Origin of the sequence: Tenacibaculum sp. Mcav3-52 (genome assembly GCF_022347665.1) — a bacterium.
In the GTDB taxonomy this organism is placed as follows: Bacteria; Bacteroidota; Bacteroidia; order Flavobacteriales; family Flavobacteriaceae; genus Polaribacter; species Polaribacter mesophilus.
The window spans coordinates 1027928-1053066 of record NZ_JAKRGE010000001.1; the positions used below are offsets into that span (position 1 = coordinate 1027928).

General features: G+C 35.8%; 26 protein-coding genes. 1 reads left to right on the plus strand and 25 read right to left on the minus strand.

All coding sequences use genetic code 11. The annotated features are described in order from the left end of the window. Positions 1–4: 4 nt before the first annotated feature. The 5 genes from MHM83_RS04780 to MHM83_RS04805 form a co-directional block, all read right to left on the minus strand. On the minus strand, positions 5–619 hold the full coding sequence (locus tag MHM83_RS04780; RefSeq protein WP_159612880.1) for a conjugal transfer protein TraK: 615 nt from the start codon (positions 617–619) through the stop codon (positions 5–7). A gap of 11 nt (positions 620–630) precedes the next feature. Then, positions 631–1455 carry a hypothetical protein gene (locus MHM83_RS04785; RefSeq protein ID WP_239178626.1) on the minus strand — a complete coding sequence of 275 codons (825 nt, stop codon included), beginning with the start codon at positions 1453–1455 and terminating at the stop codon, positions 631–633. A 5-nt stretch (positions 1456–1460) separates the two neighbouring features. Then, on the minus strand, positions 1461–2093 hold the full coding sequence (locus MHM83_RS04790) for a conjugal transfer protein (RefSeq protein ID WP_159612876.1): 633 nt from the start codon (positions 2091–2093) through the stop codon (positions 1461–1463). A 4-nt stretch (positions 2094–2097) separates the two neighbouring features. Beyond that, a complete protein-coding gene (locus tag MHM83_RS04795; protein ID WP_159612874.1) occupies positions 2098–4500 on the minus strand; it encodes a TraG family conjugative transposon ATPase in 2403 nt (800 codons plus the stop codon). A gap of 271 nt (positions 4501–4771) precedes the next feature. Next, positions 4772–5059: a hypothetical protein gene (locus MHM83_RS04805; protein WP_086030969.1), complete on the minus strand. Its 288-nt coding sequence runs from the start codon at positions 5057–5059 to the stop codon at positions 4772–4774. Between the two features lie 189 nt (positions 5060–5248). Between MHM83_RS04805 and MHM83_RS04810 the strand changes: the two genes are divergently transcribed. Then, on the plus strand, positions 5249–5878 hold the full coding sequence (locus MHM83_RS04810) for an N-acetylmuramoyl-L-alanine amidase family protein (protein ID WP_159612869.1): 630 nt from the start codon (positions 5249–5251) through the stop codon (positions 5876–5878). Positions 5879–5985: 107 nt separating this feature from the next. On the opposite strand, the gene MHM83_RS04815 is transcribed toward MHM83_RS04810, so the two are convergent. The 20 genes from MHM83_RS04815 to MHM83_RS04910 form a co-directional block, all read right to left on the minus strand. Further along, entirely contained in the window at positions 5986–6648 is a 663-nt protein-coding gene (locus tag MHM83_RS04815) for an ATPase (RefSeq protein ID WP_159612867.1), read from the minus strand. Continuing rightward, a complete protein-coding gene (locus tag MHM83_RS04820) occupies positions 6632–7384 on the minus strand; it encodes a hypothetical protein (RefSeq protein WP_159612865.1) in 753 nt (250 codons plus the stop codon). The genes MHM83_RS04815 and MHM83_RS04820 overlap by 17 nt, the downstream gene beginning before the upstream one ends. 3 nt (positions 7385–7387) lie before the next feature. Next, on the minus strand, positions 7388–7672 hold the full coding sequence (locus MHM83_RS04825; protein WP_159612863.1) for a helix-turn-helix domain-containing protein: 285 nt from the start codon (positions 7670–7672) through the stop codon (positions 7388–7390). Between the two features lie 295 nt (positions 7673–7967). Further along, complete coding sequence (locus MHM83_RS04830) at positions 7968–8705, minus strand: RteC domain-containing protein (RefSeq protein ID WP_239178803.1); 738 nt, start codon at positions 8703–8705, stop codon at positions 7968–7970. A gap of 135 nt (positions 8706–8840) precedes the next feature. Next, positions 8841–10097, minus strand: a complete 1257-nt coding sequence (locus MHM83_RS04835; RefSeq protein ID WP_159612859.1) for an MFS transporter — start codon at positions 10095–10097, stop codon at positions 8841–8843. 6 nt (positions 10098–10103) lie between these two features. Then, positions 10104–10466, minus strand: coding sequence for a DUF1304 domain-containing protein (locus tag MHM83_RS04840; RefSeq protein WP_159612857.1), 363 nt, complete (start codon positions 10464–10466; stop codon positions 10104–10106). Between the two features lie 6 nt (positions 10467–10472). Next, positions 10473–12572 (minus strand): copper-translocating P-type ATPase, encoded by a 2100-nt coding sequence (locus tag MHM83_RS04845; RefSeq protein ID WP_239178628.1) that lies wholly within the window; start codon positions 12570–12572, stop codon positions 10473–10475. An 18-nt stretch (positions 12573–12590) separates the two neighbouring features. Further along, positions 12591–12884 (minus strand): phosphoribosylpyrophosphate synthetase, encoded by a 294-nt coding sequence (locus MHM83_RS04850; protein ID WP_159612930.1) that lies wholly within the window; start codon positions 12882–12884, stop codon positions 12591–12593. 7 nt (positions 12885–12891) lie between these two features. Further along, positions 12892–13476, minus strand: a complete 585-nt coding sequence (locus MHM83_RS04855; RefSeq protein ID WP_239178630.1) for a hypothetical protein — start codon at positions 13474–13476, stop codon at positions 12892–12894. Between the two features lie 62 nt (positions 13477–13538). Continuing rightward, positions 13539–14432, minus strand: coding sequence for a ribose-phosphate pyrophosphokinase (locus MHM83_RS04860; protein ID WP_159612851.1), 894 nt, complete (start codon positions 14430–14432; stop codon positions 13539–13541). Positions 14433–14440: 8 nt separating this feature from the next. After that, positions 14441–15943, minus strand: a complete 1503-nt coding sequence (locus MHM83_RS04865) for a thymidine phosphorylase family protein (protein ID WP_159612849.1) — start codon at positions 15941–15943, stop codon at positions 14441–14443. A 7-nt stretch (positions 15944–15950) separates the two neighbouring features. Continuing rightward, positions 15951–16352 (minus strand): DUF6010 family protein, encoded by a 402-nt coding sequence (locus tag MHM83_RS04870; RefSeq protein ID WP_159612847.1) that lies wholly within the window; start codon positions 16350–16352, stop codon positions 15951–15953. Positions 16353–16357: 5 nt separating this feature from the next. Then, on the minus strand, positions 16358–17740 hold the full coding sequence (locus MHM83_RS04875) for an MBL fold metallo-hydrolase RNA specificity domain-containing protein (protein WP_159612845.1): 1383 nt from the start codon (positions 17738–17740) through the stop codon (positions 16358–16360). After that, positions 17737–18597, minus strand: coding sequence for an ATP cone domain-containing protein (locus MHM83_RS04880; protein ID WP_159612843.1), 861 nt, complete (start codon positions 18595–18597; stop codon positions 17737–17739). The genes MHM83_RS04875 and MHM83_RS04880 overlap by 4 nt, the downstream gene beginning before the upstream one ends. Before the next feature lie 3 nt (positions 18598–18600). Then, positions 18601–19431, minus strand: a complete 831-nt coding sequence (locus tag MHM83_RS04885; RefSeq protein WP_159612841.1) for a universal stress protein — start codon at positions 19429–19431, stop codon at positions 18601–18603. Positions 19432–19460: 29 nt separating this feature from the next. After that, positions 19461–20456 (minus strand): 2-hydroxyacid dehydrogenase, encoded by a 996-nt coding sequence (locus tag MHM83_RS04890; RefSeq protein ID WP_159612839.1) that lies wholly within the window; start codon positions 20454–20456, stop codon positions 19461–19463. 1 nt (position 20457) lies between these two features. Further along, positions 20458–21726 carry an MgtC/SapB family protein gene (locus MHM83_RS04895; RefSeq protein WP_239178632.1) on the minus strand — a complete coding sequence of 423 codons (1269 nt, stop codon included), beginning with the start codon at positions 21724–21726 and terminating at the stop codon, positions 20458–20460. Between the two features lie 2 nt (positions 21727–21728). Continuing rightward, positions 21729–22703, minus strand: coding sequence for an ATP-dependent 6-phosphofructokinase (locus tag MHM83_RS04900; protein WP_159612835.1), 975 nt, complete (start codon positions 22701–22703; stop codon positions 21729–21731). A 4-nt stretch (positions 22704–22707) separates the two neighbouring features. Then, complete coding sequence (locus MHM83_RS04905; protein ID WP_159612833.1) at positions 22708–24066, minus strand: dicarboxylate/amino acid:cation symporter; 1359 nt, start codon at positions 24064–24066, stop codon at positions 22708–22710. An 11-nt stretch (positions 24067–24077) separates the two neighbouring features. Continuing rightward, positions 24078–25139, minus strand: coding sequence for a class I fructose-bisphosphate aldolase (locus MHM83_RS04910; protein ID WP_159612831.1), 1062 nt, complete (start codon positions 25137–25139; stop codon positions 24078–24080).

The window sequence follows — 25139 nt, forward strand, 5'->3', positions numbered from 1 at the left end:
CGACTCAACTTTCGTTGTTTATTTTCTTTAAGGTGTTCTCGAAATAGTCCGTAATTAACAAACCGTGTGGATTGTTTGGAAAGTTTCTGTCAACTAGAATTAAGTTTCCGCTAGAAACCAATTCGTAGGTGTCAATTATTGAACCTCTATTGATTTCAAAAATGGTAACAGTCCTAAAGACATACATTCCGTTTTGTTCTTCGATTTGTGAATCTATGCTCAGTACTTTTTGAACTAATGAATATTGCAGTAATCGGTTGTAGACACCATCAGCTTTTTTCTGGCGATAGAGGTTATCCACAGAACTGTTACCTAGCCACAGAGCTTTTTCAAGATTCCGTTCGTAGTTGCTGGCATCGATATTATAGAAATAGTTGTGGAACAGGTCTAAATGGGCTAAGGCCTCGACCTTGAAATTTTCTTTTTGCGTGACGAGCTTGAGCGGAATAATACTACCATCAGTATTTATGGCAAAGGCACTATTAAGTGCTTCCCTATTCGTTTTAAAAGCCATCCAAAGCGAAAAAGTGCTAGATAGCATTGCAAAAATGACAACTGTCAACACGATAAATCTGTTCAACTTTAAAACTGCATAGATGTTTTTGTAATGTGTTTTCATTTTCGTTGGATTTAACTGGTAAATAATCTGAGGGTAAATGATGTGGCGCGCTTATATAATTTAAACTTTAGAAACACAATGAATCCAACCGAGCCAAGCTGAACCACAGGTGCAAAAAAGCCCTGGCCAATATCTGTTCCAAACAGGTTAGTCCAGAAATTCGTATTGATTTCATTATAGAGCGCATTTACAAATATGTTGACAAGGAAGAAGGCCGGCACCAACATATAGACCGCAGCGTACAATTTGAAAAATGTGTATGCAAGTGAACGGAACTTTTCAAAAACAGCAAGGCTTATGATCAATGGAAAAAAGGCCTGCATGATACCCAATAGGAAAAAACGTTCAGCGAGAAATAAGGGATATATGAACAGGTCCAAAATCCATAGTATAATGCCAATAATAAAAGCTAGTATTTTGAATCCATAAAGAGGTGTAACCAACGCTTCATACAATAACGTCATAGCATTTTTAGCAGCATCGATTAGGTTAACGTCTTCTTCTATTGGTATATCTTGCATTTGTAGAGGAAGTAATGCAGGTGCCGTACCACGATATTGCGCTTCAATAGAAACCAATATGCCATCAAAGAAACCCAATACCTGAGTAGAAAAGATAACCAGGAGAACTATGGCAAAATTCTTAGCCAGTTCCCCTGGACTCAACCCCCAAGTGTAACCGTCCTTATCCGCAATAACTTCGTTATATTTTTTAAGGATATTGACTAGAAAGAACAATACAGCTAGCGTTTTCATTCCTGCAATGGTGTATTGCGAGAAGCTACTATTCTGTATCGTTTGAAAAACGGTGTCGATATATTCCAATCCGATTGACATTTCTTTTAATACTTAGTTTCTCGGTTATTGATCTTATCCTGCATTTTTCTAAATGAAATAATATCACGATAGCGTTTCGTCTTTGTTATGATATTTGAAACCATTTCCTTTGACTCCTGTTCTTTCTCTTTCAACACTTCAGCACGTTCAGCATCAGACATCTTTAGATTATCACTAGATAAGATTTCACCCATAAAATCAACCGTATCCAAAGAATTTTGCACTATGGCATCGAATGATTCTGCGACCCGTGTAACTTCCTCGGGTTTTATGTATGGCGAGTTTAAGATGTCCTGTAAATCGTTTTGCATTATATTGATAAGACGTTGATTGTTTTGTGCAATTTCCTCAACTGCTTGTAACTGTTGAACAACGCTAGATACTTTTTCTATAGCGTCTTTAGCATCTTTTAGGAATTTTACAGACTTAATCATTTCGGCTGTCTGCTTTCCTGACTCTATAAGTTGTTTTACCAAGCTTACAAAGTTGGTATTGTCATAAACTGGCATTCCTTGGGCGTTAGTAGTATTGGGTAATAGAAGGGCAACTGTTAAGAATAGCCCGAATAAGATTGTTTTGATTTTTGTTTTACTCATTAAAGAGTATTTGTTTTGGTATTTGTGAATCTTCGATTTCATAATATTATGTTTTAGATGTGAATTCTTTTATAGCTAATTCCATATCATTGGTCTTTTCATAAATGGTCATTATGGACTCATTTTCCTGTCCATCAGTTAAATAAGCTGCATACACTTCTTTAGGAACTTCAAGCCTAAAAATGTTGCTTTCCTTGCCTATTTTGATGAACATTTCCGTGTATTTCCGTGGTCCGGATAGGTTATTTTTGATGGACTTTAATTGGTTCAGGTCGTGACTTGATAGATTGAGCCTCTTGACCAATTCGTCATAACCTTTTTCGTTGTTTAGGCTATAGATGACTTGTGTGTTTTCAAGAATACTAGCTGATGTTGAATTGTTGGGAAGCTGATTAATGGACTGAAGGATAATACCAATAGCACCATTCTGTTTACGGATGGCTTGATAGTAGAATTCCACACTTTCCAGTACGTTATCAAACTTCAGTTGTTTTGCAAATTCATCGAACAAGATGATGCCCTTTTCAGCCCTGTTTTTCCAAATAGTTCTTTGGATGGCAGACTTGATGAGTTTGAGCATTACAGACAGGATTTCCTTGTTGTTCTTAACTTCATCTAGTTCAAAAATAATCAATCGCTTATCTTCAATTTTATAAGTCAGGTCTTCGCTAACTTCAAAAAGGAAACTATATAGACCATCGCCGACATATTCAGACATTACGTGCAAAAAGCTGGTAATATTGAAATAGTCTGGATGGATTTTTAAGGTGTTCAGAAGGTCTTTCTGATTCCTCTCTATAAAATTGTAGAAACCATCCAGTGAATGATTTTCTAAAGTATTGTTGTAATAGTGGCGTAATATCTTTTTTACCGAAACCGATTGTGCCTTTGTTACTTTTAAATCTAATGCGAACAGTTCAAACAGAAAGACTGATAAATCTTCCAGTCGTTCAGGTGTCAAGTCATTCGTATCACTTATATAAAAAGGATTGATTCCGAGATTTTTACCACTTTCATAACGAAGCACGGTATATTTCTCAGGATAGAGTTTGGCAAATTTTGTGTAGGATCCGCCGAGGTCAATTATGACCAGACGGACGTTACTTTCAAAATATTGCCTTAGTATATTGTTTGCCAAGAATGATTTACCCTCACCCGTTGGGGCGAAAATGGCAAAGTTGCGTGCCTTGATACGCTTCTTACGCTCGTCCCATACATCCTTTAAAACGGGGATATTATGTTCACGGTCGTTAAAGATGATTCCGGTTTTATCAGTCTTATAATTGGTATTGTTGATGAACAGGCATAAGGCGTGCTTTAAATCGCTAACATATAAATCGTTGTTTGAAAAGTTTGAAGAGAAACAGCAGTAACTATTCAATATATAATTTTTGCGTTCCTCGCCTCGCGGATAGTATGGAATGATATCCAACTCTTTGAACTCAGTCTTTATTTTAGAAGTAATTCTATCTAGCTCTCTGGCTTCCCGAGCCCAATACACAATATTTAAATGGCCACGAATAACGCGTGCATTGTCATCGGCATTGATTTGGTCAAGAATGTGCTGAATTTTTCCAAGTACGACTTTGTTTTGTGAGCCGAAGTTGGAACTCTTGTTCAGTTCTTCGACTTTCTTATCCAACAGTTTACGCCATTTCTGTTTGTCATCCAAATAGAGGATTTGATTGACAATATGGTTTTCATTAAGCGTAAGCCCTAAACCATCAATAAACCCTTGATGAAATACAAAATCGTCAGAAGTGAATTTCTCATTGGTCTTGCTACTCTGTACACTTTCGCCAAAGCACAGTTCGCTATTGATGGCCAGGGCATCAAAATAGTTTTCACCGATATTGACGCTTTTTTTATCTAATATGATATCAGTATCAAACCCCTCATTGAAACCATTGAAGTAGTCATTTGTAAGTTTTTGTATGTCGCCAGCATTATGGGGAACAAAAGTCATTTTCCGACTATTGTTTATGAAAGAAACCGAATCACCGACAGAACCTATGAAGCTCTTAACATTGTCATCTAATTGTTGAACAGTCCCTTTGGAAACTTTTCGGAAAGGGTTGACATATTTTGGATTGTTCAGGGCTTTATTCTTAGTGAGTGTAAAGAACAGAAAGCAACGATGTTCCATATAACTACGCCCTTTGAAATGGTCGTGTGTCGCTTTTTCTAAAAACGTCGTATTCGGAAGTGCTTCTGAAGTATAAATTTTTTTTAGGTATATATCCTGTTTATGAACCACTGTGCCTATTGGAAGCGATTTCAATGCTTGAAACCAGGCACCGTGTATATCCTCAAAGTCTTTTTCTGATAAGGAATAGATTTCTGGTAATGTTCCTTCATAGCATAGGACAACATTACCGTTATTGGCAAATATGATATTGTCCTGAATATCCGTAATAGGTTGATATGCCGAAAGGTTAATCTTGTTCATAATCAAAGCCAGAGTTTCTTTTGTTACTAATTATTCTTGGGAAGGCTTTAGCTATCTGAAATAGTTGTGAGTTATGGGTTATTCTGGTCAGGGCTACGTACAAGGCAGCGTTAAAAACCAATACGCCAATTATTATCCCAAAACTGAAAGAGAAGATGATAATAAGTAGCGATGCCAAAATAGAAGCCATCATTAGAGCAAAGAGAGAAACAGGCAGGCCAAAAATGACCGCCCCTTTCCTAATGTTTTTATAGATCTCGTAGCGCTTCATTTACACTACAATTCCTATTAGGTATGTGAAGATGCCGACAACGGCTCCAGCAATCAAAACAAAGACGAGTACTCTAGTAATTCCTTTTTTAAGGTCTGCATTTTCACCAAAGAAATGACCTGCATTGAACAAGAAGCCAACTAAGAAAATGACACCAAGTAGAATTGGGAAAATAGCTCTTATGGTATCGCCCACATCGTTAACGGAATCTTCAATTCCACCAATTTGAGCAAAAAGTGATGTTGAGAGCAACGATAAAAAAGTTGCTAAGTAGATTGATTTTTTCATAATAAAACTGTTTAGATTTTTTATTCATTTTCTCTTTCTGAAATTTACATATATTTGCTTGTAAATATCTAAAAATCAAATATTTGTGAATAAAATATTATTTGAAATCAATTGAATTCAATTACCATTATTTGGCATCAAATTCTATGGGTTTTTTAAGGAAAGTTGTTGATAACCCAAAAATTAAAAATGAAAAAAGTCCTCAAAAACGTCAGTTTTGTCTTTTTACTTCTAAAAATGTGCATCGTTTTTGGACAAGTAAGAGGTACTCAAAAACGAATTGTAATTGACGTTGGACACGGAGGAAAAGATTCGGGTGCAATAGGAATAAATAAAATCCAAGAAAAGGACGTCGTATTGAATATCGCAAATGCTATTTTGGAGCTAAATAATGGGTTAAAAAACCCTCATGACATTTATTTAACCAGGTATAGTGATACGCTTATTTCGTTATCAGATAGAACAAGGCTGGCCAAAGCTCTTAAAGCAGATTTATTTGTTTCTCTGCATTGCAACCATTCGGATAATGTAAATGCGAGAGGAGTAGAAGTTTATGCTTCGCACCAACAAAATAGTAATTTAAAGGAATCTATTTATATAGGTTATAAAATCGAAAAAGCCCTTTGTAAAGAAATTGGATATAAGAGTAGAGGTGTGAAGTTTTCCAATTTTCAAGTACTTCGGGAAACGACAGGCCTTTGTGCTTCAGTCCTTTTGGAATTGGGATTTTTGAGCAATAGCGATGAAGGACGTTATATTTCAGATTCTAAAAGCATCCAATTAATTGCCAAAACTATTTTGAAATCTATGCAAAACTAATATTATTATGAAAGACCTATTTTTAGAAATAACCAAGAGTCTAAAAGCAATTGTAATCCAATTTATTTCAGAAGTGATTTTAATATATAAATCATTAAGAAGCTAGATTACTTTCGTTTATCTCCTGCATTTTTATCAAAGGCAATCAAATTGAACAGTTCTCGCATTCTACTTCGAACACGGTTTCCATACCGTTCTTCCAATTCCTCTGCATTAAGGTTGGTAGTTGCGTGGGTTTTAATTTTATGTTTGGTATCTAAGTAAAGTTCATAACGAGAGAGTAGTACTTCACCCATTACGTTTAAATCCTTGCCGTAAAACCGACCCACTGGTTCTACGCCTAAATCATCAAAACAATAGAATTTGGTATTGCCATATTCTTCAACAGTTTTAAAGCCTAAATGGTTAAAACTAAACGTCACGTTTCTACAGGGAATCATTTCATAAGGTCGTTGCATTGGTACGATATGTCGTAATAATTTCATCAAACTGGTCTTACCACATCCAATAGGCCCTGAGAGCAAAATACCTTTATTGATATCAATTCCGTAAGATTCGCAATTACTCTTGTCCCTTATGAAGTAAGAACAGAGTTTTAGCAAAATATCTTTGTCCTCGTCGTAAATCCTGAATTTTTTACCAAAGAGCAACTTACCCTTGGCATTCAAATAAATCAAGATTTTTGGAAAGTCGTAGATTACACTTTTTCCATCAAATTTCCCTAGCGAATACTCCACGCCACCTTCGGTAATTTTAGAGGGGTTGCCCATAATCTTTGTTTTTAGTGGTTCGCAAGTTGTCCTTGATTTGGGATGCCTGATTTTTGTTTTGTTTGTTTTCAGATTCGAACAATTCGGCTCTATCCATCCAGTTGATGGCCACTGCTCGCCAATCGCGGATTGGTTCATCATTACCAGTATGCCAATTTCGGTTGGTGTAGTGCTGGTAAAATTTTTCAGCTTCTGTGATATTAAAATTCTTTTCCTCAAAAAAATCGACAACGGCCTGACAGTCCTTTGGCTGTTTTATAAAGTTTTCTTGTTTGGTATTGTTTGTATTAGGTACCACTGCTTGTCCATTGGCGGGACGGTGTTGGTACACTGCTTGTACATTTTTGGGATGGTGGTGTCCCTCAAGCGGTACACCTCTGGGATAGTACTGCTCTGCAAGCTGTTCCAATATGGGATTGTACTGTCCCGTAGCTGGTTCATCACCTGTACCTATAATGGACATCTTGATTTTACTGCCTTTATACGGATTGTTGGAAGGAAAGTAATATAGATATTCCCACGAGTGAAGTTCGGTTATGCATCGATGGTAAGTTGATTTTGACCCAATTTTGGCCACTCGCATAAGTTCCCTACGGTTTACATAGAATTCGTCCGCAAAACGACAGCTATTCCATTCTTGGAATAATGCCATATACAGACTGATATGGGTTGGATTTAGGCGGTCATCAAAATAGAACTTTTCAAAAGCCGCGTTAAGTAGCTTTATGTAGTTCATTAGTTAAGGTTTTTTACCGTGTTGAATACGGTTGGCGGACATTATGTTTTGAATTTCTTCTGCATCATAATAAATAATGCCACCAACCTTTGTATAGGGTAGTGTTCCATTGATACGAAGATTTTGCAGTGTGCCAGGACTTACTTGTAATAAATCCATGACCTCAGAAGATTTAAGATACCTCTTAAGTTTGCCTGTAGCTTGTTTTGACAATAATTTTTTAATGTCATCGAGTAATTCCATTTTAAATTCTCGAAGATCCTCAGTAGTTATAATAGACGTCGGCATAATAGAACGATTTTTAATGAAAGAGACTATCATATCCCTGTCGATAAATTTGATAGTCTCTAATCTGATTTGACTTTCGTTCTACAAAAATGAATTGTTTTATTGGATTTTAATCCCAACGAACACCCAAGTTGGGTGATTTTACTTATTCATTTTCAATGGTTTAAATTGGTTTGGTTTAGTGTTTGATATTAAAATTGTCTATACTAAATGATGATAATTAAAATTAATTTGATTTTTTCCCAAGTACTACCCAACTTGGGTGAAAATTTAACATTTTATGTACATCAATAAACTACCCATCAGTTTCTTCCATACGTCTTAATAATGTCATCTTTAATCTGTCTATAAACTTGGTTTGGTCAATCTTCCGTTCTCTTATTTCAAGAAAGGTTCTATACACGTTACCGAGATTAAGGTTAAAAATTTCCTCACAAGCTGATGCCATTTCCTTAATTCCAGCCGTTCCACTCTTAATAGCACCAGATGCCTGTAACGCATAAATTAATTCTATCAAATCTGTTTTAGAAGCAGTCCACCCAAGCCGATCTCCATTGGCTAGTGTGTTAAGATTATTAATCCTACCTAAACGAATATCCCTTAAATTACTTAATTCTTGCACATAATGATTAATTAGCAAGTCATAAGCAATAATTTTAGCAACTGCATTGTCGTGGCTTGTAGAAAACTCTGCGTCAGTATAAAAATGAGAAGTGTCTGACACTAAATTGATTTTATCATTTCCTCTAAGAAAATAGAATTTATCTAGAACTGTGGATTCCTCTCTATAATATTTAATAAAGTCCAAATTTCGCCTATTGTTTTCTTGAAGCTTCTTAATTTCTATATCAATAAACTCTTGCTGTGACTTTATGGTACCTGCTGGTCTATGGATCATGAAATAATAAAGTTTGGCATAAAACTTTAAACGACTATAAACATAAGGTTTCTGTTTTTTAAAGAATGTGATCTCTTCTTGTTTGTTCGTAAATTCATTTTCCCTTACACATATTCGTAATTTTTGCAAATACATTCTAGAAATAGAAATTCCCTTCTCAATATTACTGAAATCATTAAGGTTGGATTCTTCGATTATTTGGATTTCGTCCTTATAGTCATTTAAAATTTTATCGATTAACTTGTACAAAATACTTTGAGCTTTAAAGGTTTAGTTTTCCATAATTGAAGTGTGGTTAAGATCATCTTCACCTTCGTATGGAGTTTTGAGAAAGAACAGAATTCCTATGACTCCCAAAACAATGCTCCCAGCAATTATAAAGGGATAATAAAACCCACCTGCAGTCAGCCAAGTCCCTAAAACGGGACCTAGGATCTGACCAATACTGTTGGTTGAACTCTGTATGGAAATGTTTCTGCCAGTATTTTTCTTTGATATTAGTGAAACCGCAGAAAGCAGATTAGGTGTTATCATCGCACCTCCGGCAGCAAACACAATAATTAATCCATAAACTAAAAACTCACTATTGAAAAAAGGAAAGGCAATTAAAGATATTCCTACTATTAACAACCCTAGAGCAATTTGTTTTTTAGTAGATAAAACCTTCTCTCCATAACTTGCAAAAACTGGTTGTAAAACTGCCATAACAGAACCGCATAACATAAACCCAATTCCGACTTGATTACTGTTAAAACCTAGTTCATCTTTACCATAGATTGAAAATACTGTTTCAAAAAGCGTTACTACAAATTGGATGATAAATGACAAAACCAGTAATATGACAAAATATTTGGTGAAGGTGAATTGTAAATTCACTTTTTGAGTTGTGAGTTTGCTAATTTTACTTGTGTTTTTAAGTCGTTTTAACACAACAAGAAGAACAATAAACCCTAATAGTGCGACAAACAGAAAAGGGACTGAAAAACGATTGAAATGCAATTGCCCAATTGAGTAATTTAAGTGTAGATTAGTTTGGGAAAGAAGGCCGCCAAGTACAGGTCCAAAGATAACACCAGAACTTACCGCTACACCAGACCAAGACATTATTTTCGTTCTTCGTTTTTTTGAGGTAATATCACTTAAGTAAGCATTACTTACAGGAATAACAGAAGAAGTAAAAATACCACCAAAAATACGTGCTACATAGAGCATTGTAAGCGAAGTCGCTAAACCAGTAAGTAATTGCATTATAACAAAGCCTATAAGACCGATGATGATAATAGGTTTTCGACCATACCTGTCTGATAGTTTTCCCCAAAGTACTACGAATAGGAGCTGAAATAATGGATAAATACTCGTTAAGAGACCAACATGGAAATTAACTAAATCTGTATCTAAATTAGCTTTTAAAGCCAATCTTTCGGTGTAGTAAGGAAGGGTAGGTAATAGAATCCCATACCCAAGCATTACAATGAATAGACATAGTAATATGAGTACAATCATTTTGATATTTCTACTCTTATTCATTTTAAATTAGCTTAAGAGAATACATATAAAAGCAGCTGCAGCTGGTATTGCTTGTGTGTACAGTATCTTTTTTGAAATAGATAAAGAGCCATATATCCCAGCAATGATAATGCAGCCTAAAAAGAATAATGCGATATTGTTAGACCAAATGGGGTTAGAGATAAACAACGTCCATAAGAGACCGACAGCTAAAAAACCATTGTACAGACCCTGATTTGCTGCCATAGCTTTAGTGGGTTTAAAAAGATCCTTTGGAATTTCCTTGAATGTTTTTTTGCCTAAATGCTCCCAAGAAAACATTTCTATATATAAAATGTAAAAATGCTCCAAGGTAACTAAAACGATTAGTATTTTTGAAAGTATTGCCATAAATCTTTATTTACTTATTTTCCTCTTTAGTAGTTGTGCGTTAATTGCTACTATAATCGTGCTTAAGCTCATAAATACGGCTCCGATGGCTGGTCCCAATACAAATCCAGAAGAATACAACACTCCAGCAGCTAAAGGAATGGCTATCACATTATATCCCGTTGCCCATATCAGATTCTGAATCATTTTATTGTAAGTTGCTTTTCCAAATAATATCAAATTGGCAATGTCCTTTGGATTGCTGTTGACCAAAATAATATCGGCTGTTTCGGCAGCTACATCCGTTCCAGAACCAACAGCAATTCCAACATTAGCCTTGGCAAGCGCAGGAGCATCGTTTACTCCATCACCAGTCATTGCTACAAATTCATTTTGTGCCTGAAGTTTTTCTACGATTTCTACTTTTTGGTGTGGTAATACTTCAGCATAATAACCATCTAGCCCAAGTTTTTCGCTTACTGCTTTTGCCGTCTTTTCATTATCACCTGTAGCCATCAAAACTTTAATATTATTCTTTTTAAAAACCTTTATGGCTTCGGCAGATTCTGGTCGTATTTCATCGGCTAGAGCAATATATCCTGCTAATTCCCTATTTATTATGACAAAAACTACTGTTTCGGCAGCATCACTATAGGCGTCTTTTGGGATATCTATTTTTTTATCTCTTAAATAACCTGGACTTACCACCTTAACTTGTTTTCCTTCTACATTTGCCTCTACACCTTTGCCGGTAATGGCATTAAAATTTTCGGGATTAGGAATGGTAATATTATCTTCTTTGACCTTTTTTATGATTCCAACGGCTATAGGATGTTCCGAACTCTGTTCCAAAGCGCTAGAAAGTCTTAAAATTTCTTCTGTTGAATATTCTTGTTTAACCGATTCAACTCTTGTGACACCAAAATCACCTTTTGTCAACGTCCCGGTTTTATCAAACAACAAAGCTGATATTTTTCGGGATTCTTCAAAAGCTGTTCGATTCCTTATCAATAAACCATTTTGTGCAGATACCGCTGTAGATATAGCGACAACTAACGGGATAGCAAGTCCTAATGCGTGTGGGCAAGCAATAACCATAACCGTTACCATTCTCTCTAAGGCATATACAAATGGAAAGCCTAAAATGAGCCAAACTGCCAATGTCCCAAAACCAATAGCCAAAGCAATGTATGTTAACCATTTTGCAGCCCTGTCTGAAAGGTTTTGCATTTTAGATTTGGTCTTTTGTGCTTCCTCGACCATTTTGATTACTTTGTTGAGATAACTATCCTTACCTGTATGTTCTACCTTAACCTTTAAGGCACTATTGCCGTTTATTGAACCACCAATTACTTTATCATTTTCATCTTTTTTTACTGGTTTGGATTCTCCTGTGAGCATCGATTCGTTTAAATAACTCGAACCATCGACTATAATACCGTCAGCAGGAACTTTTTCACCTGGCTTTACTAAAATCACATCGTCTTTTAATAAATCTTCTAAAGGAATATCTTCTATAGCATCACCTTTTACTCTATGAGCTTCGGAAGGCATCATACTTACTAAAAGCTGTAAGGCTTTTGATGCGCCCAATACACTTTTCATCTCTATCCAATGTCCTAATAACATTATCGCGATTAGTGTTGCTAATTCCCAGAAAAAATCATCTCCCTTTAAGCCAAAAACAGTCGCGGTACTATAAAAATAGGCGACACTAATAGCCATAGAAATTAAGGTCATCATCCCTGGTGAACCTTTCTTTACTTCGGAAACAAATCCCTTAAGAAATGGCCAGCCACCATAGAAATAGACTACAGAAGAAAGTGCAAATAAGATATATGGGTTTCCTGGAAGTAAAAATTCGTATCCAAAAAAATCTTGAATCATTGGGGATAAGAATAGAATTGGAATGGTAAGTGCAAGTGTTACCCAAAACCATTTGCGAAAATCATCAATCATCATTTTGTGATGGTCGTGCCCCATCTGTCCGTGACCAGGATTATGATTGGAATGACCACCGCTTCCGTGGTTCATTTTAGAGTGATCTTCTTTTTTGTGCTTCATCTTTGAATGGTCCATTTTAGAATGGTCCATTTTTTCGTGATTGTGGTGTTCGTGGTTTTCCATTATTATAGTGTTTAAGTGTTATCGTAATTTTTTTCTCATTGCTTCAGAAATGTTTTCAGCATAGACTCTATAGGCATCTACCAAAGTGCCCTTAATACCATCTTTAGATGATATAGCGTACAGTACACTATTATCGTCGGTACTACTCATTCCTTCAAAACGATGGGTTTCATCAATTTTAAAATCTTCAGGTTTAATTTCAATTTTAAGCGAGACGCATTTTAAGCACGTAGGTTTTATGTTAAAATCGTAACTATAACCTCTTTGCTTTAAATCATTAATGGCCTCTATGAGTGTATCGTAATTTTTCAATTTATTTTTAATCATAAGTCATTGTAAAATAGCTGCCATCCGTTTCAGTGAATTTTTGAAACATCAATAAATTGTTATTGTTTAATTGCTCAATAACAGTATAATTGAGTTGTTTGATACGGATACCTATTGCATAGGCTTTAATATTTATTTTTGATTCGATTTGCATGTTTGCTTTGTTAGTTTTCAATTGACGGTTATATATTTTAATAAGACTTTTAGAGCCAAAAAAGTTCAGTAAGCCAGAGTTGAAACTCATTTCTAGCTCAATATCCTTTAAACTGCCTAAATCGTAGAGTTCAGTAAAGTTTGTAGTTGAACTATTGATTTCGGTTTCTTTAGAATTGGGTTTTGTAAAAGGGAATGCCATTACCATAATACTTGTTTCATCAGGTTTGCATTGATAAATTGTTGTGTATTTCTCGATATTGATTTTCTTGTTATCGAATAACTCTGTTGCAACTTCAATTTTATAATATCCGTCTTTTTTTATTATTTCTCCCGCCTTAAATGACTGCTTGTTAAGCAACGTACCATCTTTATCAAAATTTTCACGTACTACCGTTCTGCCTGAAATTTGTTCAATAAGCATTTTAGTTTGTCCATAGATTGTGAGATTGAATAGGATAAAAAATAGTATGAAGCTTAGTTTTTTCATATATGATGCATTAGTTTCTTTACCTCTTTCGACATAATATCGCTCAAATCAATAGTATTTGATGGGTGTGGAATGGTATTGCAGGTCACTATTTTTTCAACACCTGAATCCATTAGGTCTTGATAGGCATTACCTGAAAAAACAGCGTGAATGCCCACACATATTGGCGGTTTCATTCCAGCCCTTTTTAAGTGGCCTACAGTCTCAATCATAGTACGAGCGGTTGAGATAATATCGTCAACCAAAACAGGTGTAGCATCTTTATATTTATCAATGTCTGGCACCGAAACTTCAACATCTCTATCGCCGTGACGTACTTTCTGTAACACAGTAAATGGTGCACCTGCATTTTTGGCAACTTCAGAAACCCATTGTTCACTTTCGGAATCGGGACCAATCAATACAGGATTTTCAATATTTTCTTGTATCCATTTCGAAATAGCATCTGAAGCATGAATAACTTTGTTTGGGATGTGGTATACTTCACTCAATGAGTGTATCCTGTGTAGATGAGGGTCAACAGTGGTTATACTATCTGCAAAACCAGAAATTAACTTTCCAAAATAGGTAGAGGTAATGCCTTCACCTTCGTTAAATATTTTGTCTTGTCGCATATATGCTAAATAGGGTGCAACCAAACAGGTGCACATTGCGCCTAATGATTTTGCTGTTTGGCTTAAAAAATATAGTGGTAATAATTTCTCATCAGGGTCGTGTAGGGTGCAGATCAAAACCACACATTTGTCTTTTACATCGGATAATATGCGCGTGTAGGATTCGCCGTCAGGGAACTTTCGTAAAGTAGTCTTTCCCACTTCAGCGTCTATTTTTGTAGCCATTAACTCTGTTAATTCCTCGTTTCCAGGAAGGCTGAATAGTATAGTTTTCATTTTACTCTTTATTTAATAGTTATAATGTCGTTATGATTGTTCTTGTAGTCTAAGGCATAATTTAATTCGCCTTGTGATTCTGCATAGAGGGTATACAGTAATTGGTTTTTTTCAATTTGTTCGTTTAAATGTACATTCAATAAAATTCCTGCAGATTTAGACTGTGGTGCACCCGAAAGTTTGGCGAGCTTCGCTATCTTTCGATTGTCAATGCATTTCAAAGTTCCTGAAGCCTCTGCTTTAATTTCTGCTTTATAAGGTGCCAATACAGGTTCGATAAAACGTCCTTGGGCTTTACAGATGGCAAGAAACTTTTCATAAACCTTACCAGATTCCAATAATTGTATGGCCGTTTGACGACCTGAGCCTAAAGATACTTTACCTGAAAGCTCAAGAAGTTCACCTGCCAAAAGCATAGCTCGTTCTTTAAGGTCTTTGGGAGCATCTGCCTCATTTTTTAAAACTTTTAATATGTCGATAGCTTCTAAAGTGGGACCTATACCTCTTCCAACGGGTTGTGTACCATCTGTAATAACAACTTTTACATTAAGTCCAACAGCGTTGCCTACGGTTTCCATATGATTCTTTAGTTTTTCAGCCATTTCTGTACTTCTAACTTTAGCAGTTTCTCCCACAGGAATATCTATAACTACGTGTGTTGAACCTGCGGCAGCTTTTTTAGATAAAACTGAGGCGATGAGTTGACCTTCACTATCAATGTCCAAGGCTTTTTCAATTTTAATAAGGACATCATCGGCAGGGCTTAGTTGAGCAGTACCACCCCAAACAAAACAACCACCTTCTTTTTCTACCACAGCCGTTATTTCTTCGGAAGAGAGCGTTACGTTGGTCAGAACTTCCATAGTATCTGCTGTGCCGGCAGGAGAAGTTATAGCCCGTGAGGATGTTTTTGGCATTGTAAGTCCATAAGTAGCTACTATGGCCACTACCAAGGGCGTGGTTCGGTTTCCAGGCAAGCCACCTATGCAATGTTTATCTACTACAATTTCTTTGTTCCAGTTTAGTTGTTTGCCAGAAGCAATCATCGCTTTGGTGAGGTCGGATATTTCATCAATGTTCATTCGGTTGCCTGCACAGGCAGTAATGAATGCTGAAAGGTGTATGTTGGAATAGTCGCCTTCAACGATGTCGGTTATGATTTGGTTGTAGGCATTATAATCCAATTTTTGGTTATAGATTTTTGCCCTAACGTGGCTTAATGATTCAATAGGTTCCAAATGGGAAACCTGTAAGGTGTCATTGTCAGAAATGTTCAATTTTTTAGCTGCCGCATCTGATAGACCTATTTCATTAGATAGTAGGATATTGGAATTTATAATGTTAAGACTTGCAACAATTGAATTGGTTGTAGTTGATACCCTAATCCTGGTTAAGGCTTCAAAGCCTTCTGATATGCAAACGTGGCAATCCTCTCGCATATACACCACATTCTCGTTTTGGGTATAAATTCCTATATGCTTGTATTTTAATATGTTTGAGCGTTGTTCCATAATACATTTATTTTTTTATTTTTAATAATCTTGAAGAAGTCCAAAGTACCCAAATACCAAGAGTTATATCAACTCCCAAACAGAACAGTGGCCACCACTGAGGTGGGTTTGTTGAAAACACAATATTTCCTTGAAAAAGATCATAGATGCCGTGTAATATCAGTGCAATACCTACGATTTTTATGTGCTTATGATGTCCTAATATTGCTATAATTGAGAATAGGAAAGCAATGCTCGTTTCAAATATAATTTCGTAAGTATTGTTAGCCTGTAAAGCAAAAAGAACATAGTAAAAAGCAATAACAATCAATAATACTGGATAGAAACTGCTGTCCTTGTCAAAGCCTGTTTTCATCGCAAGTAATACAATGAAAAATCCTAGTAGTATCCCAATTATTAATTCGATCATATCTGTTAACTAAGTATTATTTCTTCAATATTATACAGTTGTGGAATTTCTGCATCCCAATTATAGGTTTCCTTGATGCCTTTCTGTAAGGCTTCTGCGCTTTCTTTTTCGCCGTGTACGATGAAAATCCGCTCTGGCTTATTTTTTATTTTACTCATCCAATTTATAAGTTCGGCGTGGTCTGCATGTGCCGAGAGTCCTTCAATTTCTGCAACTTCCATATGAAATGGCACCCATTTTCCGTACACTTTCAACTCTTTATCCCCTTCTAATAATTTTCTACCACGAGTACCTTCAGCTTGATAGCCCACAAATAACAATGTATTGTTTGGGTTTTGTGCTTGGGTTTCAAGATAGTTGAGCATTCTTCCGCCAGTAAGCATTCCACTTCCGGCAATGACAATTTTTGGTTTGTTATCGGTTCTTAGCTCCATTGTTTCACGATAACTACTAACTACAGTAAAGTGTGAGCACATTTCATTACATTCATTAGTTTCTAATCTATGCCAATCTCTGGTGCGGTGGAACAGTTCGAGTACATTTGCTCCCATAGGGCTATCCATTATCATTTGTACTTTGGGTATTTTATTCTCCTTTAGTAACTTCCAAAAGATGAGCATCATCAATTGGGCTCGTTCTACTGAAAAGCTTGGAACAAATAAGCTTCCCTCTCTGTTTATGGTATCATTAACCAATTTTTCAATCTGCGGAAGGGCTTCTACTTCATCTGGATGAAATCTACCACCGTAGGTGGATTCCATAAAGAGTACATCTGCTTTTTTTGGTTTTAATGGTGGATATAAAAGTAAGTCATTGGTTCTGCCTATATCTCCTGAAAACACAAAACGTTTACCACGTATATCCAATTCGATGTAGGTTGCTCCAAGAATGTGACCATTATATTGGAATCGGGCTCTGATACCATCAAATAATGGAATCCATTGTGCTTGAGGGATTCCTTTAAAATGTGGGATGGTTTTTTCTACATCTTTTAAATTGTACAAAGGCTCTGCAGGACTGTGTTTAGAATACCCCTCTTTATTAGCACGTTCTGCTTCTTGTTCTTGTATTCTAGCACTATCGTTCAAGATTATTTTTGCGATGTCCAAAGTAGGATTAGTACCATAAATGGAACCATTAAACCCTTGTTTTACTAATCGAGGCAGATATCCTGTGTGGTCCATATGGCCGTGTGTGAGCAAAACCACATCAATTTCTGAAACTTCAACTGGTGGATATTCCCAATTTTTTAGACGCAATTCTTTTAGTCCTTGAAAAAGCCCGCAGTCTATAAGTATCTTTTTTTCTCCCGTATCCACTAAATATTTAGAACCGGTTACGGTGCCTGCCGCTCCCAAAAAGTGAATGTTTATTTTAGTGTTGTTCATTTTTTTCTGTTATTTGATTTTGTTTTACATAGTTCTTCAGAATCTTCTAAAATCTTTTTATGTCTCGATTTTTCAATTCCAATTTTATTCAATAAACTAGGTGTTTCGTGAAGCTCTTTACAAAGTACAATCCCAGTTTCGAGTAACATAGTTTTCTCTTGTTTTGTGATTGTTGTTAATGCTGTGAGTGGATGTAAACCAGATTGGTCTATTCTGTTCTTAAGACCATTTCCCAATGGATAATCCCAACTGGTCATTAGCAACCCAACACATTTACCATATTGTATAGCATCCGTGGTAAAGCGGGTATTGGTGTACACTCCACCTTGATGAAATTTTGCTTCGTGACCTTTTTGATGCTTCCATTTCTTTTCTATGTCTAAAAATCTTGAATGGATATATAAGGGTATTTTTACGTTGCAAAACCTCCCTTGGTCACTATGGTATTTACATTCAATCATATAATGAGAATTGTCCTTTTGGGCTATTACATCTACTTCGTGCTGTACACAATTTCCTTGTACAATAACTCCAACTTTTGTTTCAAATCCTTCATGTGCCAGTAGTTTGCCTACTAACTTTTCAAACGGAAATCCCGAAGGTCCCAATTCCATCAAGGCTTTTTTGAGTTTGTATTTTGAGGCACTTACTCGTGATTTATCTTTAAGCATTTTAAAAGCCATTTGATAGATTTTTTTCGTAGTAATCCCCTCGTAAATTGTAGATTCAATTTGAGTTATTATTTCTTGAATTATCTCCTCACTTGTTTGAGCGCGTCGTAATGAATCTTTAAGCTTGTCAACATTAAAAGGAACAACATCTCCAGAGTGTTTTATTATGTTTATTGAGTTGCCCATTGTTTAAATATGTATGGTCATTACAGGTAAAGTGGAATGATTAGTGACACCTTCGGCAATACTCTTTGAAAATAGGCTTAAAAACCCTGTTTTACCGTGTGTGACCATGGCTATTAAATCTGTAGGATGTTGTTCTAGAAATGTATTGATTCCTGTTTCAACTGAGGGTTCATTATAGACAGCCATTGAATAGTTTTTTAACTTCGGGAAGTTTTGTAACATTTTTTCAATAGGCTCTAGGCCAAGTCTAATATTATTGAAATCTGTCTCGGTATTAATACGCAATAAATGGATGCGAGCATCGCATTTATTAGCAATGGATATTACCTGTTTAAAAGCATCAGTTATATCCTCTTCGAAATTTGAAACAAATACAATATTCTTAAAAGGAAAGTTGACTTCTTCATCTTTTACAACAATTACGGGAGCATTGGCTTTTCGTACAATTTGTTCAACATTGCTGCCTGTAATTTCTCTTATAACACCTTTAGTACCACTACTTCCTGTAATGATAAAATCGTGATGAAAATGACCTGAATGGTCTATAATATCACCTTGGTCAGCATCAAATTGTAAAAACGTTCGACATTTTAGGTCATTACGCTCTGCCGTTTTTTCCAGTTCACGTAATGCTGATTTTGCTTTACCTATTTGCTTTAATGTTTCGGGATATTGTTTTTCCTTTTCTTTATCTAGTTTTACCCAATCTACTGGGGTTTTCATAAGATGTAAAAAGTGAATTTCAGAACCGTACAACTTGGCCATTTCAATGCCTAGTTGTGCTGCTTTGTGGCAGTTTTTTGAAAAATTGGTTGGTATTAATATGTTTTTCATTTTTTGATGATTTATAGGTTCATATATTTTTAGTTTAGGGTAACTTCATTTCTAGAAGGGACTTTTTCTTCAAAACAGTCTAAATTGTATATCGTGGTATCTGCGATATTTTTTAATGCAGTTTCGGTTAAAAAAGCTTGATGGCTAGTGATAAGAACATTATTAAAGGTCATCAATCTGGCAATTACATCATCTTGTAAAATGGTATCAGAGTGGTCTTCAAAGAATAGACCTTCTTCCTCTTCATAAACATCCATCCCGAAATATCCAATTTTACCAGATTTTAATCCTTCAATTACGGCTTTTGTGTCAACCAAACCACCTCGGCTTGTGTTAATGAGCATAACGCCTTTTTTCATCAAGCTTATGTGTTCTGTATCAATTAGGTGTTGCGTTGATGGCATCAATGGAATGTGCAAGCTTATAATATCTGCCTGTTTGCAGATTTTAGTACAGTTGGTATAGGTTACATTATATGAGTCTATGAGGTTTTTGTCTTCAACGATATCGTGAGCCAATATTTTGCATCCTAAACCATGTAGTATTTTTATGAGTGCTGCTCCTATTTTTCCTGTTCCAATAACCCCCACAGTTTTGCCGTTTAGATCAAACCCAGTAAGTCCATTTAGTGAAAAATTTTGATCTCGAACTCTGTTGTGTGCTCTTATTATTTTTCGGTTAAGGGCTAAGATGAGAGCTAAAGTATGCTCTGCAATGGCATATGGAGAGTAAGCAGGAACCCTAGCAACTTTTATGCCTAATTTATTTGCTTTTTCAAGGTCAACGTGATTAAAACCAGCTGAGCGTAATGCGATATACTTAATTCCTTGTTGATTCAATATATCTAAGACATCGGAAGAGGCATCATCGTTTGAGAATAGGGCAATAGCTTTGGATCCTTTCGCTAATCTTGCTGTTTCTTTTGTAAGTCTAAATTCTAGAAAGTTTAATTCATGTTTTCCATTGTTTGCCTGTTCAAGGAAAGGCTTATCAAATTTATGTGTACTGAATATTGTTGTTCTCATTTTAATTTCTTAATTGTATTAATATATATGTTATGCCAACTATAATGACACTTCCAAAAATTAGCATTACTAGTTTTCTTGTTTTTTTGGAACCTTTAAAATAGGTAATGCCTAGTTTTACTATCATATTGCTTATGGTCGCGGTAAGAATAACATTTGTTACGAGAGCAAATTTTTCTTCTAAAACCCCAAATTTTGACATACTAATAGTTATGGCATCTGTATCGCCGAGACCAGCAATGAGTGCAGAATAGTACAGTCCTTTTTCACCAAAAAACTGATTGCCGTAAAAAACAGCAAATGCTATTCCTATATATATTGCTCCAAAACCAAGTGCATTCCAGATATTAAGTGGATTACCAAGATTAATTCCTGTTTCGGTAACCTCATTGTCTTTTTTCATAAAAAAGAGGGCACTAACCAAACAAATAAATGTTAGGATGGAGAAAGGAACGACTAAAAATGCAATTAGGGCATTGTTGAAGATATAGGCTAATACAGCAAGTCTTGGAAACATAATGGCAGAAGCTATAATAATACCTGCGGCGTATTGTTTTGACAGTTCTGGGGATTCTTTGCTTCGTGATGCATAGATCCAGGATACAGCCGTGCTTGAAATTAGACCGCCCAAAATGGCAGTAAGCAAGATTCCTCGCTGGGATCCTACATATTTTACAAGGAAGTAGCCGATGAAATTCAGAAAAGAGACAATCACTATTATTGCCCCAATCTCAAAAGGGTTTAGTAAGCCTTCTGAACCATAATCTTGATTTGGTAAAAAAGGTAAAATAAGAAGTGCAATAATTGAAAATTTAATAAAGGCAAAAAGCTCTTCTGAAGTAATGTTTTTTATGAAAGTATTAAAAGTTGTTTTCAGTGATAACAGAGTAACAATTACTACTGCAGTGGCAACAGCTTCTTTGTGCAAATGATTAGCAACCATAACTCCCAGAATCAATGTAGCAAATAGTGCTAAATTGGTAGTAATACCCGTCATAGCATGTTTTTGAACTATAGAAAGATGGCTTAACGATAGAAATAATAGGAATGCCGATGCAATAATGATAACCAACCAAGGTGTATAGGTTATGGATAGACTTCCCAAGATAAAACCAATAATGGCAACAATAGGGAAGGTTCTTATACCTGCAAAACCTTGTTCTTCCTTCAATTTATCATACTCGCGTTCTAACCCCAGAATAAGACCAATGCCTAGGCTTATGAGTAGCCCGAGGATAAATGGATTGATATTTTTTAAAGCTTCTATCATTTCTACTTTCCAAATAGTTCTAAAAGTTCGTATAATTCAGTATTTACTTGATGTTGCTTCACCACCTCTTTAAATGAGGTTAGGTGCAATTGATTGTTTAAAAAACCGACCATGACATTTTTTTCACTTTGTAAAAGAGTATTTACACTTGCCACTCCAAGCCTTATACCCAGGATTCTATCTAAAGCAGAAGGATTTCCACCTCGCTGTACGTGGCCAAGTTTTGTAATCCGTACATCGACATTGGGATTGATTTCTTTTATTTTTGAGGAAACAAGTTCGGCACCTATTTCATCACCTTCAGAAACGACGATAAGGAAAGCATCTTCACTATCATATTTTTCAACCTTGTCCAGTAGATATATAAAGTCTTTTGCGCTTTCGGGAATTAGTATGGCATCGGCACCTATCATCAATCCTGAATGAATTGCTATATATCCTGAATCTCTTCCCATTACTTCAATAATAAATACACGATTATGGGATTCGGCGGTATCCCGTATTTTATCAATATTTTCAATAGCGGTATTTACAGCAGAATCAAAGCCTAAGGTGTAATCCGTTCCAGTGAGATCATTATCAATGGTTCCTGGAATACCAATAAAAGGGATATCACATATTTCTGAAAAAGCCAATAGACCTTTAAATGTGCCGTCACCGCCTATGGCAATTAGAGCGTCAATTTTGTTTTTTGTTAAGGTCAGTAATGCTTTTTTACGACCTTCAAGAGTCATAAACCGTTTACTTCGTGCCGTTTTTAAAATTGTCCCTCCTTTATGCATTGACTTTTGTAAGTCGTGTGATTTTAATGGAATTAAATCATCATCTATCAATCCCTCATATCCTTTTCTAAAACCACTTACTTTTATACCCTTTGCTTCAGCAGATTTTACAATGGCGTAGAGAGCAGCATTCATTCCAGGGCTATCGCCTCCAGATGTAAATATGCTTATATGTTTTATTTTGTTAGGATTCATTGATTTATAGTTTAAAACTTGATTTATATTTACTTTCAATACCAACTAATAGCCGGTTTTTACCATATAGAGTATTGAACACTATACAAGCTGTTAAATCTCCTGTAACATTCACGGCAGTCCTGAACATACCTAATAGTCTTTCTACACCAATAATTATGATAATACCTTCTGATGGAATGCCAACACTTCCCAAAACCGAGGCGAGTATCACTACACCACCTCCAGGAATAGCTGGTGTACCAATTGATGCGGCAACAATGGTAACGATGATTACAATAATGTTAAGTAAACTCATTTCCAAGCCGTAGGCTTGAGCTATAAAAAGAGTAGTTATAGTTTGATAGAGTGCAGTTCCATCCATATTGACGGTTGCACCGATAGGTATAATAAAATTGCTAATAGTCTTATCTACTTTCAATTCTTCTTCGGCGGTTTTTAACGACAAGGGCATTACAGCTGCTGAGCTTGTTGTTGAAAAAGCTAATAGTTGAACATCTCGAATTTTTTTTAGGAATTGAAACGGGTTTGTTTTTCCCAATAGTGTAACAAGTCCTAAATAGAAAATTACCAATAGTAAAAGACCAAGAATTACGACTCCCACATAGTATGTTAAACCAGATAAGGAACTTAATCCGACACTAGAGGTTAGTTGAGCCATAAGACCAAAAACGGCAACAGGTACTAGAAGCATTGACCATTTTACTACTGTCATACAGACTTCTTGTATAGCACTTAAAACAAGCTTTACTGGGCGTAGTAAAGAGTTTTCAAGCGATAGTACGGCTATTCCTATAATGATTGTAAAAATCACGATACTTAACATTTCCCCACTTACCATTGATGCCAAAGGGTTGTCAGGAAGTAGGTTTGATATAGCATCAGGAATGGTGTCGAGTCCAAAAGAAAGTTCAGCATCTTCTGTTGCAGTGTTAGTTATTTTGTTGTGTTCTAATGATGCTTGTTGGTGTAAAAAACGACCTGGTTTGAAGATTTGTGATAGTACAGTACCTAGAGTTACCGAAACTACGGTAGTACCCAAAAAGTAAAGTAACACGCCACCACCTAGTTTTTTAAGATTATCCTTATCATTACTAGCGATACCAGTAATGATAGATGCCACAATCAATGGAATCATAATCATTTGAACCAACTTTAGAAAAAGTACGCCGGGAAGTGCGAGCCAATTGCCTATCACATCAGCCGTTTCTTTAGAGATCCAGCCATTTTGGGGACTCAAGAACAAACCTAATCCAACACCGAGGAACAAGGCAATGATAACTTTTAACCATAGGCGGCTTTCTGTCAGTTTTACCAAATAAGCGTTAAATGATTTTAGTGATTTTATCTCTGTTTCAAACATTTTCTGTTTTGTTAAGCAATATTGATTTCTGTATTCAAATAAATACTTTGAACTAATCTTAATAGTTCTACTCCTTCACTAAAAGGTCTCTGAAAAGCCTTTCTTCCTAATATTAAGCCCGAACCTCCTGCACGCTTATTAATAATTGCTGTTGTAATAGCTTCGATTAAATCTGATTCGCCATTAGAGCTTCCTCCAGAATTAATCAATCCTATTTTTCCCATATAACAATTTGCTACTTGCAACCTGCATAAATCAATAGGGTGTTCTGTAGTGAGCGTTTCAGACATTTCATCATTGTATTTGCCGAAATCGATATGTTTAAAACCAAAATTGTTGGTTGGTAATTTTTGTTTGATGATATCGGCCTGTATGGTAACGCCTAAATGATTTGCCTGACCAGTTATGTCGGCAGCAGCATGGTAATCTTCTTTTTCTGTTTTAAATGCTTCGTTTCGGGTGTAGCACCATAAAATGGTTGCCATACCCAAACTATGAGCCTCTTCAAAAGCCTCTGAAATTTCTTTAAGTTGACGGTTACTTTCTTTTGAGCCAAAATAGATAGTTGCACCAATGGCAATTGCACCCATATTCCAAGCGTCCTTTACCTTCCCAAATAGAGTCTGATCGTATTTATTTGGGTAGGTTAGCAATTCATTGTGGTTAATCTTTACAATAAAAGGTATTTTATGGGCATATTTTCTGGCATTTAATCCCAAAACCCCAAACGTTGATGCTACTCCATTACAGCCCGCCTCAATAGCGAGCTTAATAATGTTCTCTGGGTCAAAATAATCTGGGTTTTTATAGAATGAGAAAGCAGCGCTGTGCTCAATGCCTTGGTCAACAGGCAGGATGCTTAAATACCCAGTTCCTGACAGATTTCCGTGACCGTACAACTGTGAAAGACTGCGTAGAACCTGTGGATTTCTATTGCTATTAATAAAAACGTTATCAAGACCTTTATTACTTGGTGTTTGTAATTCGTCTTTCGTGATTTTTTCACAAACGTGATTTAAATAGTAGGAGGCTTTTTCGCCCAACAATTCTACAATGTTCTTGTTTGTTTTCAT

Bases quoted from the DNA above. Each gene is read 5' to 3' on its own strand.
- MHM83_RS04780 (WP_159612880.1), bottom strand. From the start codon at position 619: ATGAAAACACATTACAAAAACATCTATGCAGTTTTAAAGTTGAACAGA.
- MHM83_RS04785 (WP_239178626.1), bottom strand. From the start codon at position 1,455: ATGTCAATCGGATTGGAATATATCGACACCGTTTTTCAAACGATACAG.
- MHM83_RS04790 (WP_159612876.1), bottom strand. From the start codon at position 2,093: ATGAAATCGAAGATTCACAAATACCAAAACAAATACTCTTTAATGAGT.
- MHM83_RS04795 (WP_159612874.1), bottom strand. From the start codon at position 4,500: ATGAACAAGATTAACCTTTCGGCATATCAACCTATTACGGATATTCAG.
- MHM83_RS04805 (WP_086030969.1), bottom strand. From the start codon at position 5,059: ATGAAAAAATCAATCTACTTAGCAACTTTTTTATCGTTGCTCTCAACA.
- MHM83_RS04810 (WP_159612869.1), top strand. From the start codon at position 5,249: ATGAAAAAAGTCCTCAAAAACGTCAGTTTTGTCTTTTTACTTCTAAAA.
- MHM83_RS04815 (WP_159612867.1), bottom strand. From the start codon at position 6,648: ATGGGCAACCCCTCTAAAATTACCGAAGGTGGCGTGGAGTATTCGCTA.
- MHM83_RS04820 (WP_159612865.1), bottom strand. From the start codon at position 7,384: ATGAACTACATAAAGCTACTTAACGCGGCTTTTGAAAAGTTCTATTTT.
- MHM83_RS04825 (WP_159612863.1), bottom strand. From the start codon at position 7,672: ATGCCGACGTCTATTATAACTACTGAGGATCTTCGAGAATTTAAAATG.
- MHM83_RS04830 (WP_239178803.1), bottom strand. From the start codon at position 8,705: ATGTATTTGCAAAAATTACGAATATGTGTAAGGGAAAATGAATTTACG.
- MHM83_RS04835 (WP_159612859.1), bottom strand. From the start codon at position 10,097: ATGAATAAGAGTAGAAATATCAAAATGATTGTACTCATATTACTATGT.
- MHM83_RS04840 (WP_159612857.1), bottom strand. From the start codon at position 10,466: ATGGCAATACTTTCAAAAATACTAATCGTTTTAGTTACCTTGGAGCAT.
- MHM83_RS04845 (WP_239178628.1), bottom strand. From the start codon at position 12,572: ATGGAAAACCACGAACACCACAATCACGAAAAAATGGACCATTCTAAA.
- MHM83_RS04855 (WP_239178630.1), bottom strand. From the start codon at position 13,476: ATGCTTATTGAACAAATTTCAGGCAGAACGGTAGTACGTGAAAATTTT.
- MHM83_RS04860 (WP_159612851.1), bottom strand. From the start codon at position 14,432: ATGAAAACTATACTATTCAGCCTTCCTGGAAACGAGGAATTAACAGAG.
- MHM83_RS04865 (WP_159612849.1), bottom strand. From the start codon at position 15,943: ATGGAACAACGCTCAAACATATTAAAATACAAGCATATAGGAATTTAT.
- MHM83_RS04870 (WP_159612847.1), bottom strand. From the start codon at position 16,352: ATGATCGAATTAATAATTGGGATACTACTAGGATTTTTCATTGTATTA.
- MHM83_RS04875 (WP_159612845.1), bottom strand. From the start codon at position 17,740: ATGAACAACACTAAAATAAACATTCACTTTTTGGGAGCGGCAGGCACC.
- MHM83_RS04880 (WP_159612843.1), bottom strand. From the start codon at position 18,597: ATGGGCAACTCAATAAACATAATAAAACACTCTGGAGATGTTGTTCCT.
- MHM83_RS04885 (WP_159612841.1), bottom strand. From the start codon at position 19,431: ATGAAAAACATATTAATACCAACCAATTTTTCAAAAAACTGCCACAAA.
- MHM83_RS04890 (WP_159612839.1), bottom strand. From the start codon at position 20,456: ATGAGAACAACAATATTCAGTACACATAAATTTGATAAGCCTTTCCTT.
- MHM83_RS04895 (WP_239178632.1), bottom strand. From the start codon at position 21,726: ATGATAGAAGCTTTAAAAAATATCAATCCATTTATCCTCGGGCTACTC.
- MHM83_RS04900 (WP_159612835.1), bottom strand. From the start codon at position 22,703: ATGAATCCTAACAAAATAAAACATATAAGCATATTTACATCTGGAGGC.
- MHM83_RS04905 (WP_159612833.1), bottom strand. From the start codon at position 24,066: ATGTTTGAAACAGAGATAAAATCACTAAAATCATTTAACGCTTATTTG.
- MHM83_RS04910 (WP_159612831.1), bottom strand. From the start codon at position 25,139: ATGAAAACAAACAAGAACATTGTAGAATTGTTGGGCGAAAAAGCCTCC.